The following is a 13517-nucleotide window of genomic DNA, read 5'->3' on the forward strand; positions in this document are numbered from 1 at the left end:
GCATGCCTGAGGCAAAGCCTTCAGGAAAGCCGGATGCGGGAAATCTGCACGTCCGGTTTGACGAGGGGGAGGGGTAATGCCCTCCCTACTCTACCGTCTACGGTTCATTTAAGTATTGACCGGCTCTTGTTCTGGCCGGAATAAAGATCGTCGCCAGAAAGAGTTAAAGCGAAAATCGTTATAGTTTTACCGCAGTTTCGATTTCGAAAGAGTAACGGGAGAGCGAAGATTTTGAGTTTTTGGGGGAGAAGTGGGGAGAAGCGCATGCGGGGGAATAAGTGCGAGCTTTATGCGATGTAGGAATTTCTTTCCTGTTGTGTCTTTTTTTACTTAGTCACCCTTTGAAAGCCTATTCCGAGGAGCTTCGGGGCTCTGGGGACAGACACCATTCTACGAATTCAAAAGAACTGAATTCCGTAAACGGAGTCAGTCCCCTTCGCAAGGATGCAAGTGCTGAAGAGCTTCGGGGACAGCCTTCATCCTACGAATCTACGGAACAGGATTCCGTAAATGGGGAGACTGAATCTGGGACTTCAGAGACAGATACTATTCTATTCCCTGAGGCGCGGGACAGGCTTCAAGAAGACGTGAATTCCGCGAATGGAGTCAGCCCCTTTCGCCTTGGGACAATCCCCGAAGCGCTCATGGATCAGTGGCGCGACTGGCCGCCGTCGGAAAATTTCAGGATCACTCTCGAATATCGGAATTACACCTATTTTGAGGATGAGGCTCTCGGCGATAGCCGCGACTCGATCAATGAGGGCAGATTCCGAATCGAGTACGACAAGCCGCTTCGCGAGAATCTCCGGCTTTATCTGAATCTGCTTGCCCAGGCCGATGACGACGATTTCACGAGCGGCGTGTTCGACCTGGATGAGGACGATCTCGACCGAAGCTATCTGAACTTTACGGAGGCGTTTGTCGATATCTATTTTGAGCGGTTCGATCTGCGGCTGGGCAAACAGATCATCAATTGGGGAAAGGCGGACGTTTTCAATCCGACGGACAATCTGACTCCGACGGATTATTCAAACCTGCTCGATGACGACGAGATCGGCGTTCTCGCGGCGAATCTGAATTATTATTGGAATGAGTGGAACCTTCAGCTTGTTGCGATCCCGCTGTTCGCACCGAGCCGGCTGCCGCCTCGTGATACTCGGTTCTCGCTTTTTCCGAGCGACTCTCCGATCGTAATCGAGGACCCCGAGCTTCCGCCGAACGCAATCGATAATGCGCAGGCGGGCGTCAGGCTGATGTCAACGTTTCGCGGCTGGGATTTTTCGGTGAGTTATTATGACGGGATCAACGACATACCGAGCCCGGAGCTGCGGTTTCAGCAGGTCATCATTCCGCCGCTCCCGATTCCGGTTGACGTCCCGTACATCGTTCCCGTCTACAACCGATTCCGGTCGTTCGGCGCGGATTTTGCCACGGTATTCGATCGCTGGGGCCTTCATGGCGAGGCCGCGCAATTCATCTTTGACGGCGACCGGCAGGATTCTTACCTGCAGTACGTCATTGGGGTCGACTACAAGAAAAGCGATGTCCTCTTCGATCATGATCTTTTTATCATTCTTGAGTATGTCGGAGCGGAGGTGACCGAAGAGGGCGAGGCGCTTGAGACGGGAATGCCGCCGCTCGATCGGGTGATAACCAGTGGATTCGCCACAAACATCAATTATGAATTTACCGAGTTCACGCGATTGGAAGTGAGGGGGGCGATAGATTTTCATCAAGGCGACGATTATTATGTTCAGCCGCAGTTGGTGCATGCGGTGAACGATAATTTGGCGGTGATCCTCGGATTTGATATCCTTGGAGGGCCGCGCGAGACGTTTTTCGGGCATTTCAAGGATAATGACCGCGTATACGGCAAACTGATTTATACGTTTTAACGATGGGCGAATGCAATATTGTAGAGCAAAGGGTGGGATTGAAGGTTCTGTAGGGGCGACCCTATGTGGTCGCCCGAGCATCCACACGCAGTTCCTGCAGAGTCTTCCTGCCATAGGGAGGGGATCAGTCATGAGATACTCCAGGATTGTCGCTGTGATCATATCATTCATTGCCATTACGTTCTTGTGCGCACAGGCCGCGCTTTCCGAGGAGCTTACCGGCCGGCAGATCATGGAAAAAGAGGAACTTCTAAACAAGGGAAAAGATGAGTTCAACTGCATGAGCATGAAGCTTATCAACAGCCGCGGCCAGGAGCGAAACCGGAAAGTCGAATACTACCGCAAGACGGAAGAAGGCGACGTCGACAAGATACTCATGCGCTTCCTCGAGCCTGCGGACGTCAAGGGAGTCGGCCTGCTCACGCTCGAACAGATCGACCGCGACGACGACCAGTGGCTCTACCTGCCGGCCCTCAAGAAGGTGCGCAGGATCTCGTCGAGCGACCAGACCGACAATTTCATGGGGACCGATTTCACTTACGAGGACATCCGTTCCGAAAAACTCGACAGGCACATCTACAATGTTATCGGGAGCGAGATTCTCGACGGCCACGACTGCTATATGATTGAAGCGCTCCCCGCCGACGAGGCCCAGAAGCGGGAGAGCGGTTACAGCCGCCGCGAGATCTGGATTCGCAAAGACATCTTTCTCACGGTCCAGACCAAGTACTATGACCGAAAGGGCGAGTTTTTCAAACTCGGAGTAGTGAAGGACATCGTTGAGATCGCGCCTAATGTCTATCGGCCCAATTTCATGGAAATGAAGAACCTGAAAACAAACCACACCACGCAACTGAATTTCGATAACAGACGGGTAAACCAGGGAATCGACAACGTAGTTTTTACCGAACGCGAACTGAAACGCGGTTGACAACGGTTGCAGGCGGATTAACAGATATAGCTCTCCTTCGTCCCCCGTTCGCCTTGCCTTGGAGCAAAAGCTGCGTCAATTTCCCCGCGCCGCAAAGCGGTCTAAGTTAAGGATAAACAATACGTTCCATGTCTCGTGACAGTGCTGTTCCGCGCCTGTTCACAACTGGTTGCTTGCTTGACAACGTATGGGGATTGTGATAGCATAAACAATGCTAATTTATTTTACCGAGGAGGTTTTCGAAAACATATGGCATTTGAGGAAAAACATGAACCCGCTCGTACTGAGCCCGAGCCGACGGCGGAGGCGCGGCGAGTAGCACCCCGACACCGCATTTCCTCTGTTCAGAGTGAAGATCTAAGCGACGCAGACCTCGACAAAATCGAGGACATGTCCCAGATTTATGAGCAGACCCTGAAGGATTTCGAGGAAGGCGAAGTAGTAAAAGGAAGCATTGTTTCGGTTGGACCGGACTACGTGTTGGTGGACATCGGCTATAAGTCGGAAGGCACGATTCATCTTTCCGAATTTTCAGAGCCCGACCAGGTGAAGGTCGGCGATGAGGTTGACGTCCTCATCGAGATCGCGGAAGATCAGGATGGAATGATCGTCCTCTCGAAGACAAAAGCCGACAAAATCAAGAACTGGGCCAAGATTCAGAAGTTGTTCGAGGACAATCAGCTTGTCGAAGGCAAAATTGTCCGCAAGGTAAAAGGCGGCTTCAAGGTCGATATCGGACTGGACGCTTTCTTGCCGGCTTCGCAAATCGCGCGCCGGCCCGTCGGCGATCTCGACCAGTATCTTGGGAAAGTGTATAAGTTCCGGATTATCAAACTGACCAAACGGCGAAGGAACGTCGTGCTCTCGCGCAAGCAAGTGCTCGAGGAGGCCAGGAGCGAAGACAAGGCCCGCCTGCTGGGCACTCTCGAGATCGGGAAGGAACTCGAGGGCGTCGTGAAGAATATCACCGACTTCGGCGCATTCATCGACGTCGGAGGGATCGACGGCCTGCTCCACATCACCGATATGTCGTGGGGCCGCATCAAGCATCCGTCCGAAGTCCTCTCAGTCGGCGAGAAGGTCCGGGTGAAAGTCCTGAATTTCAACAAGGAAGATGAGAAGATATCGCTCGGCCTGAAGCAGATGACGCCGAACCCCTGGTCGCACGTCGAGGAGAAGTATCCGATCGGCGCCGCCGTCAGGGGGCGGGTCGTCAGCATGACCGATTACGGCGCGTTTGTGCAGCTCGAAGAGGGCGTCGAGGGCATGGTGCATATCTCAGAGATGTCCTGGACCAAGCGCGTGCGGCATCCCTCCGAGATCGTCCACATCGGGCAGGAAATTGATGTGAAACTGCTCAACGTGGACGCGAAGAACGAGAAGATATCGCTGGGCATCAAGCAGATCGGCGAGAATCCCTGGGTCCGCATGAAGGAGAAATATCCGACCGGGACCATTGTCAAGGGACTCGTCCGCAACCTGACCGACTACGGCGCATTCATTCAGATCGAGGAAGGCATCGACGGCCTTCTCCACATCTCCGATATGTCGTGGACCAAAAAGGTGAATCATCCGTCCGAGGTGTTGAAAAAAGGCGATGAAGTCGAAGTCCAGGTCCTGAACGTGGATTCCCAGCACGAGCGGATATCACTCGGGCTCAAGCAGCTCGAAGCCGATCCGTGGCGTGAGGTCGGAAAAAGATATCGCGCGGGCGACTACGTCGAGACCAGCATATCCAAGCTCGTCTCCTTTGGCGCATTTGCGCGGCTCGATAACGGAATCGAAGGACTGATTCATATCTCCGAACTCTCCAAAGACCGCGTGGCGAAACCCGAAGAGGTGGTCCATCCCGGCGAGAAGGTCGTTGTCAAAATTATCAGCATCGATCCTTCCACCAGGAAAATCGGCCTCAGCCTGAAACAGTACAAGGAAGAGCTGGAAAAAGCCGACACAGCCGAATATCAGAATAACGTAGCCTCGAACGTAAGCATCGGCGAAGTGGCAGGCGAAGAGTTGAGCGCAAAAATCGCTGAAGCCGCAGAGGCCGAAGAGACCGGGGTGGCGGCGCCGGAGGAAGAGACGGACGCAACCGCGGCCGAGGCCGAGGAGACGGAAGTTCGCGAAGGCGACTGATCTGCAGGACGCGCCGCCTGAATTTCCTGTCATGATATCTGACGCGTGCTCCCGTTGAAACAACGGAGGGGAATATTCCTCGAAAGAACCGGCGGCATAATGGCGCCGGGCTTGAGTATGAAGTTCGCGGCGCATGTCGTAAAGCAAAAACAAAAAAGCGAGTAAATACGAGACCTGAAGCGAGGTAATTCTCCTTTTCCTCGCTTTTTTTGTATCTCCCTTTCTTCAATCTTCCTCTGCGGAAGAACAGCTAGTGGTGGATGCATGAAAGTCGCTCTCCTTATCGGCGATGGGATGGCCGATTATCCCGTTGAAGAACTTGACGGCCTCACTCCGCTCGAGGCGGCCGAGACCCCAAATATGGATCGGCTCGCCCGCGAAGGGACCGTCGGGCTGGTGCGAACCGTGCCGGAAGGCACGGCGCCCGGGAGCGATATCGCCAATCTGAACCTTCTCGGGTACGACGTTTCCCGCTACTATACCGGCCGCGCGCCTCTCGAATGCGCGAGCCGCAACATTGATCTTACCGCTGAACAGATCGCTTTCCGGTGCAACCTTGTCACCGTAGCCGACGAGACCATGGTCGACTACAGCGCCGGCCACATCGGCAGCGAAGAAGCGGCCGAATTGATCGCGGATATCGACCGGCAACTGGGTGACTCATCGCGGAAGTTCTACGCCGGTGTCAGCTACAGGCATCTCCTGGTGGCGGATCCGGGCGGCGCAAAATGGGAAACCAATCTCACGTGCACTCCTCCTCACGATATCGTCGGGCAGCCGATTACGTCATATCTGCCGCAGGGGGAGAACCAGCAGCTTTTCCGAAAGATGATGCTCGAATCGCAGAAGATTCTTTCCGAGCATGCGGTCAATCTTCGCAGAATCAGGTCGGGGAAGCGGCCGGCGACCATGATCTGGCTGTGGGGTCACGGCAAGCGCCCGTCGATGCCGACGTTTCAGCAGTTGTACGCAATGAAAGGGGCGGTGATCTCGGCGGTCGACCTGATCCGGGGTCTCGGCAAGTATGCGGGATTGAACGTAATCGACGTGCCGGGGGCCACCGGCTATTTCGATACAAATTATTCCGGCAAGGCCGGACACGGAATCGATTCACTCAAGAAATCTGATTTTCTTTTTCTTCATGTCGAGGCGCCGGATGAAGCCGGGCATGCAGGCAATATGCAAGAGAAGATCAGAGCGATCGAGAACTTCGATCGGCTCATCGTTGGACCGATCACCGATGCTCTCTCCGGCTCGGAGCCGGCCCGGCTTCTGGTGTTGCCCGACCACGCCACTCCGTTAAGCGTTCGCACGCATGTGAGCGATCCGGTCCCCTTTGTCGCTCACGGCGCCGCCATCCCGACCAACGGCTGCTCCGGCTTCAGCGAGGCGCAGGCCGGGCGGACGCGATTATATATAGAGAAGGGTTTTGAGCTTTTGCCGGCTTATCTGAAGAGAGATACATGAGAAAGGCGGGAGAGACTGTGGCTCTGATTGTACAGAAATACGGCGGGACTTCGGTCGCAAACACAGAGAAAATAAAGAACGTTGCCCGGCGCGTTGCCGAGACCAGGAACGGCGGCAACAAGCTTATAATCGTCGTTTCCGCAATGGGCGAGATGACGGACGAGTTGGTTGATCTGGCGAGCCAGATCACCGATTCGCCCAACGAACGCGAGTACGATATGCTACTGTCGACCGGCGAGCAGATTTCCGTGGCGCTGCTGGCGATGGCGCTTCAAGCGCTCGGGCACGAGGCCATTTCGTTTACCGGCGGACAGGTCGGCATCAAGACCGACGGCTGGCACACCAAGGCGAGGATCCTCTCGATCGACACTTCTCGAATCCAAAAGGAACTGGAAGCGGGGAAAATTGCAATCGTGTGCGGGTTCCAGGGAGTCAACAGCGACTATGACATCACCACGCTCGGGCGGGGCGGCTCCGACACGAGCGCGGTTGCCCTGGCGGCGGCGTTCAGAGCGGATCTTTGCGAAATCTATACCGACGTCGACGGCGTCTATACGGCCGATCCCCGCATTGTGCCCGAAGCGCGCAAGCTCGCTCGGATCGCATACGACGAACTGCTGGAGATGGCCAGTCTCGGGGCGCAGGTCATGCAGCCGCGCGCAGTCGAATTCGGTAAGAAATACGGGGTGCCGATGCGGATCAGGTCGAGCTACAACAAAGACACCGGTACCCTTGTCACCAAGGAGGTAGCTGCAATGGAAAAAGTAGTGGTCAGCGGTGCGACGTTAAATGAAAAGGAAGCCAAAATCACGCTGGTCGGCGTTACCGATAAACCCGGTGTCGCCGCAACACTTTTCGAAAATATCGCCGCCCAAAACATCGTGGTCGATATGATCATTCAGAACGTCAGCGAAGGCGGCCTGAGCGATATCTCCTTTACCGTTCCCAAGGATGACATGAAGAAGGCGGTCAAGGTGGCGGAACAGATCAAAAAGGAAATCGGTGCAAGAGACGTCCGCGCCGACAGCAACATCGCGAAGGTTTCCGTCGTCGGAGTCGGAATGCGAAGCCATTCGGGCGTGGCCGCCAAGATGTTCAAGACGCTCGCCGACGAGGGGATCAATATCGACATGATCAGCACCTCCGAGATCAAGATATCCTGTGTCGTCGAAGGCAGCCGCGGGCGCGACGCCCTCCGCGCGCTCCATGGCGTGTTTGAGCTGGAGAAAGCCGCCGCCCTCATCGAGGAACAAGCGCATGAAAGTCGAACTGTATGACACTACCCTGCGCGACGGCGCACAGGGCGAACGGATCACCTTCTCGTCGGAAGACCAGTTGTTGATCGCTCAACTGCTGGATAACCTCGGGATCGACTATATTGAAGGGGGCCAGCCCGCCTCCAATCCGAAAGCGGTGCACTTCTTCAAGCAGGTCAAGCAGCTCAACCTGAAAAACGCGCGGCCGGTCGCTTTCGGCGGTACCTGTCATCCTCGCCGTCGCGTCCAGGAGGATGAATCACTCAGGAAACTGCTCGATGCCGGCACCCGTCAGATCACCATTGTGGGAAAATCGTGGGATTTTCATGTCCACAAAGTCCTCGGAGTCTCGCTCAACAAGAACCTTTCGCTGATCGATGAAACCATCCGATTTCTCATCTCGCACGGGCGCGAGGTATTCTTTGACGCCGAACATTTTTTCGACGGCTGCAAGGAGAATCCGAACTATGCTCTGTCGGTGCTAAAGGCGGCCGAAAAGGCCGGCGCCGCGCGAATCATTCTTTGCGATACGAACGGCGGCAGCATGCTCGACGAAGTATCCCGGGCTATCGATGCGGCGAAGAAGGCGGTCAGCGTTCCGCTCGGCATCCACGTGCATAATGATTCCGGGCTGGCGACCGCCAATACCCTGCTGGCCGTGCAGAAAGGCATTTCGCAGATACAGGGAACCATTAACGGTTACGGAGAACGCTGCGGAAATGCCGACCTGTGCATCATCATTCCCAACCTGTGCCTCAAGATGGGGATCCCGGTGGTCGCTAAAACGCGGCTTCAGACGCTCAGAGAGGTTTCGCATTACGTGAGCGAACTGGCAAATATCACTCCGCGCACGAACCAGCCCTACGTCGGGTACAGCGCATTCGCCCATAAGGGCGGATGGCATGCCGATGCCGTCGGCAAGGACCCGCGCACATGCGAGCACGTGCCGCCCGAATCGGTTGGCAACCACCGGCGCATTCTCGTTTCTGAAGTGGCCGGAAAAGGAAGCCTTGCATCCAAGGCGAATTCGATCGGCATCAAGCTCAAGGCGAAGGATGCGCTGACGCAACAGGTGGTTCAGCGCCTGAAGGAGCTCGAACAGGCGGGATATCAATTCGAGGGCGCCGATGCCTCGCTCGAACTGCTAATGCACAAGACTCGCGGCACCCGCAAAAACTATTTCCGGCACGCGGGCTTTCGCGTGATCGTCGAGAAGCGCGAGGACAATCAATTGACATCCGAGGCGACTATCAAGGTGATCGTCGACGGCAAGGGCGAACAACATACGGCCGCTGAAGGTAATGGCCCGGTCAATGCCCTCGATAACGCATTACGCAAGGCGCTCGAACCGTTTTATGGGCAGGTTCGCGAGATGCATCTGTCCGATTTCAAAGTCAGAATCCTCGATGCCAAGGCCGGCACTCAGGCCAAGACGCGCGTGCTTATCGAATCCCGCGATAAGGAGGACACCTGGAACACCGTGGGCGTGGACGAGAACATCATCGAGGCAAGCTGGCAAGCGCTCGTTGACAGCATCGAGTACAAACTGATGAAAGACGAACGAGCAAAGAAGAAAAGTCGGAGGAAGGACAAATGAAATCAGCGCGTCCGGAAGGAGACAACTGCCGTTGTCGCCGCCGAGTAGTTTCCTGCGCGGCGTTTCTCGCACTCGCTGTTTTCGCCTCCTGCGCGAGCGGGCCGCCCGTGCGGGTCGGCGTGGATCAGGTGCTCGACCAGCCGCAGGCATTCAAAAATGAGCGAGTCGAGCTGACCGGCTTTGTCGAAGATTTGAAACCGGTTCAGGGCGACGTTTACCGCACGCTCTTCTTCACGCTGGCGGGGCATCCTGACGGAGAAATCCTGGTCAGCGGGGCCGGCTACACGGCCGAGGCGATCGCGAAAGCCTCTTTCCTCGTTCAGCAGGCGTATGAGGAACACGAGCCCGTGACCATTGTGGGCAAACTGAAAGTGGATGAGAAAGCTCCGCCGGAGCTGAAACTGGAAAGCATCCGGTATCGCGGGCAGGAAGTCGAAATTAAGAGCGGCCCCACAACACGGCCGGGCCGCCTTTCAATCGGAGGCGGGGTAGTTACGGGTTCAGTCGGAATCGGAGCCACCATCCATCCGTGAGGTTTTCACAACTGTCGGCGGTTTTCGAGGCGAAGCGGGTCTCGGTCGGGGCGACGAAGCTTCCTGTTCTTTATACTGCAGGAGATACAGCCGGTAATAAATCCCCTGTCGCTTCATCAATTCCGAGTGAGTGCCTTCCTCCACAAGCTGCCCCTTATGCATTACGAAAATCCTGTCGACGCCCTGGATCGTGGACAGCCGATGAGCGATCACGATTGAGGTCCGCCCTTGCATGAGCTGGCGCACCGCCTGCTGAATCAGTATTTCAGTCGTTGTATCCACGTTGGATGTCGCCTCATCGAGCACAAGAATCTTCGGCTCGTAGGCAAACGCGCGCGCAAAGGAAATGAGCTGCCGCTCGCCGCTCGACAGATTCTTTCCCCGCTCCTTGATCGGCTCCCGGTATCGCCCCGGAAAACGATTGATGAAGGCATCGACATTCGCTTTCCGCGCCGCCGCCTTCACCATCTCCGGTGAAAGCGCCTCGTTGCCGAGCCGAATGTTATAGTCGATGTCGCCGGAGAACAGGAAAACGTCCTGCAGCACCATCCCGATATTTCTCCGCAAAAGGTGCTTGTCGACCCCGCGGATGTCCTTGCCATCTATCAAGATACTGCCGGCCGTCACGTCGTACATTCGGGTCAAAAGCTTAATCAGCGTCGTCTTTCCGGCGCCGGTCGCGCCGACTATCGCGATCTTCTCACCCGGCTTGATCTTGAATGAAACATCGCGGATAACCGGCTCATCCGGCTTATAGCCGAACCCCACATTGCGAAATTCGATCTTGCCGTGCACCGCATCGAGCGGCGCGGGCTGAGGCGAATCCTCGATCACGTCCTTCGAATCGAGCAGCTTGAAGATACGCTCGGAAGCGGCCATCGCAGATTGCATGATCGTGTACTGCTGGCTCAAGCTGAAGATCGGCTCGAAAAAGCGCTCGACCAGTTGAATGAACAGGACCAGCGAGCCGAACGTCAGCGTGTTGCGCACGATTTGGCCGCCGCCGTACCACAGAATCAGGGCCAGTCCGACGGAGCCGATGAACTCGACCAGCGCCGAGAGTCCCGATTCATAGAAGACCGATCTCAGTTGCGATCCCAGCAAATTGTCGTTCACCTGCTCGAACTGGCGCCGATTGGCCCGCTCGCGCGAGAACATCTGCACGATTCCCATGCCGGTGATATTCTCGTGAAGCACGGAATTGATTCTTGCGAGCGTTAGCCGGATGGCCCTGAACGCGTCGCGTGCCTTGAGGCGGAAGAACATCGTCGAGATCAGCAGGAACGGAACGATCGCGAACGTGACCAGCGACAGCTTGAAATCGACGGCAAAAAGGATAACCACAATCGCGACCAGTTTCAGGATATCGCCCAGGATCGTTACCACTCCATATGCGAACATCTCCTCGAGAGCTTCGACGTCCGTTGTGAGGCGCGTAATCAGCCGGCCGATCGGGTTCCTGTCGAAAAAGCGGGAAGACAATGTCATGAGGTGACGGAATATCTTTATCCGGAGATCGAAGACTACCAGTTGACCTGTCTTACTGGTGATAAGCGATTCAAGAAATCCGAAAAAGAATTCGCCGATGATCGCCAGAAAGAAGATCCCAACGATCAACATCAGGCCGCGCAGTTCACCGGCCAAAATATGTTCATCGATCGCCCTTTTTACCAGATACGGCTGCAGCAACTGGAATCCGGAAAGGATCAGAAGGAAAAAGAGGGAAAGCATGATTCTCCCCTTGTACGGCCGCATATACTGCCACAGCCGCTTCACCAGGCGCGCGTCATACGCTTTTCCCAGCGCCTCTTCTTCGTGATATGTTCCGATTCCGGGTCCGTGCATTTGTTTGTCCTACAATTCCTCCAGCTCTTCCATCAGTAGCTGCTTCTCGTAAAGGTCCGCATATATTCCCTTAAGCTGGATGAGCGACTCATGCGAGCCCTCCTCGACGATCTGACCTTCCTCCATCACGAGTATCTTGTCGGCGTCCTTTACCGTCGAGATGCGATGCGAGATCATGATCGTTGTTCGCTCCTTCAGCACCTGCCTCAGGTTCTTCAGTACCTGCTCCTCGGTGTGCGTATCCACACTCGAGAACGCATCATCGAGTATCAGGATCGTAGGATTCGCCGCCAGCGCGCGCGCCAGCGCCGTCCTCTGCCGCTGTCCTCCGGAAAGATTGATGCCGCGCTCGCCGATGATGGTCTCGAGTCCGCTCGGGAAACCGGAGATATCCGGCTCCAGGCCGGCGAGGCGGGCGGCCTTTTCGACGACGGAGCCTTCTCCATCCGCCGACCCGAATGAGATATTCTCCCGGAGGGTGAGCGAGAAAAGGAAGCTTTCCTGTGGAACCAGCGCCAGCTTCGACCTCAGTTCGGCCAGCGGGATAGAGGTGATATCGCGTCCGTCAATGAAAATTTTTCCCGGCTCGATTTCGAGCAGGCGCGCTATCAGATGCACCAGCGTTGTTTTTCCCGAGCCGGTGTGCCCCACGATAGCAACGGTGGAACCTGCCGGTATGCTGAAGCTCAGGTTCCTGAGGGCAAACCGGCCGTTGTTGCCGTTCTCAATCGAGGGGTATGCGAACGAAAGATCTTGCACCTCTATTTCACCGTGCTCGATGACAAACGGGGTCGTTCTTTCGGTGTCGGTGATCGTCGGCTGTGCCTGAAAAACCTCGTTTACGCGCCTGAGCGACGACAGCCCGCGCTGCGACGCGCTGATGATCATGCCCAGAAATGCGGTCGGCATCGCAAGAATGGCGAGATATCCGCTGAAGGCGACAAATTCGCCCAGTGTGATCCTGCCTGCAATGACGCTCGCGCCGCCATACGAGATGATGACCAGCATCCCGATTGCGCCAACGGCCCTGATCATCGGCGTCAGCAGGCTGTGCACCTTGATGAGACCGATGTTGCTGTCGAAATAATTCCTGCTCAGTTTTTCAAAATGCCTGGACTGGCTTTCCTCCTGAACGTACGCCTTGATGATCTGGATGCCCGACATGCTCTCCTGGGCCTGCGTGCTCACGTCCGCCAGGCGCTCCTGCACGGTTTTCGACCGGCTGAACAACTCGCTTGCAAACCGCTTGAAGATAACCATGAAGAGGGGGTACGGGATCAGCGCGAGCAGCGTCAGCCGCGCACTCATCGACAGCATGATGGGAATTGCGCCGATATACATGATCAGCGTGCTCGTGACGTAGAGAATAACCGGCCCCACCAGGCTCTGAACGTACTGCATGTCGTTGATCGTTCGGGACATGAGGTCGCCGGTCGGCATCTGTATGTAGTATGACGGGTTGAGCGTCTGAAGGTGCGCGAACAAATTATTGCGCATGTCGTGGGCCACTTTGCGGCTGTTGCCGAGCAGGAACCAGCGCGAGCCGATCCTGATCACCATCTGGACGGCGGCTACAACCAGTATCAGAATCGCGAACAGGTGCGGCCTTGCCAATTCATTCGCCTGTCTCACATATTGCAGGTGCTCGATCGTCTGCTTGGTGAGCCAGGGGATCAGAAGAGCCAGCCCGTTCGAGGCGAGCAAGCAGAGACACCCCGCCACGTAGGTCCAGAAGTAACGGCGAATATAGGGTATAAGAGTTAGCAGGTCTTTAAGCATCTGCAGTTAAGTATTTACTCCGCGGATTAGTGGAAGCAAGGCGAAGGAAGCATCATTATTATAGCTCAGGAAAGGGGTTCG

Annotated in this window: 9 protein-coding genes; 7 read left to right on the top strand and 2 right to left on the bottom strand. The window is 55.8% G+C overall.

Annotated features, from left to right (window positions below; translation table 11 throughout):
- Window positions 1-587: 587 nt before the first annotated feature.
- The 7 genes from C4520_12685 (at window position 588) to C4520_12715 (ending at window position 9812) form a co-directional block, all read left to right on the top strand.
- On the top strand, window positions 588-1895 hold the full coding sequence (locus C4520_12685; protein ID RJP19535.1) for a hypothetical protein: 1308 nt from the start codon (window positions 588-590) through the stop codon (window positions 1893-1895).
- 10 nt (window positions 1896-1905) lie between these two features.
- Entirely contained in the window at window positions 1906-2826 is a 921-nt protein-coding gene (locus C4520_12690; protein ID RJP19536.1) for an outer membrane lipoprotein-sorting protein, read from the top strand.
- 249 nt (window positions 2827-3075) lie between these two features.
- The gene (locus C4520_12695; protein RJP19537.1) at window positions 3076-4959 is read left to right on the top strand and encodes a 30S ribosomal protein S1; all 1884 of its coding nucleotides are present in this window, start codon (window positions 3076-3078) and stop codon (window positions 4957-4959) included.
- 264 nt (window positions 4960-5223) lie between these two features.
- Window positions 5224-6426, top strand: coding sequence for a cofactor-independent phosphoglycerate mutase (locus C4520_12700; protein RJP19538.1), 1203 nt, complete (start codon window positions 5224-5226; stop codon window positions 6424-6426).
- The gene (locus C4520_12705) at window positions 6423-7703 is read left to right on the top strand and encodes an aspartate kinase (GenBank protein RJP19539.1); all 1281 of its coding nucleotides are present in this window, start codon (window positions 6423-6425) and stop codon (window positions 7701-7703) included. The genes C4520_12700 and C4520_12705 overlap by 4 nt, the downstream gene beginning before the upstream one ends.
- On the top strand, window positions 7684-9279 hold the full coding sequence (locus C4520_12710) for a citramalate synthase (protein ID RJP19540.1): 1596 nt from the start codon (window positions 7684-7686) through the stop codon (window positions 9277-9279). The genes C4520_12705 and C4520_12710 overlap by 20 nt, the downstream gene beginning before the upstream one ends.
- Window positions 9276-9812 (top strand): hypothetical protein, encoded by a 537-nt coding sequence (locus C4520_12715; GenBank protein ID RJP19541.1) that lies wholly within the window; start codon window positions 9276-9278, stop codon window positions 9810-9812. The genes C4520_12710 and C4520_12715 overlap by 4 nt, the downstream gene beginning before the upstream one ends.
- On the opposite strand, the gene C4520_12720 is transcribed toward C4520_12715, so the two are convergent.
- On the bottom strand, window positions 9780-11657 hold the full coding sequence (locus tag C4520_12720) for an ABC transporter ATP-binding protein (GenBank protein RJP19542.1): 1878 nt from the start codon (window positions 11655-11657) through the stop codon (window positions 9780-9782). The two genes, C4520_12715 and C4520_12720, sit on opposite strands and share 33 nt — an antisense overlap.
- 9 nt (window positions 11658-11666) lie before the next feature.
- Window positions 11667-13436 carry an ABC transporter ATP-binding protein gene (locus C4520_12725; GenBank protein ID RJP19543.1) on the bottom strand — a complete coding sequence of 590 codons (1770 nt, stop codon included), beginning with the start codon at window positions 13434-13436 and terminating at the stop codon, window positions 11667-11669.
- Window positions 13437-13517 lie beyond the last annotated feature (81 nt).

Source organism: Candidatus Abyssobacteria bacterium SURF_5, from assembly GCA_003598085.1.
Taxonomy (GTDB): Bacteria; Abyssobacteria; SURF-5; order SURF-5; family SURF-5; genus SURF-5.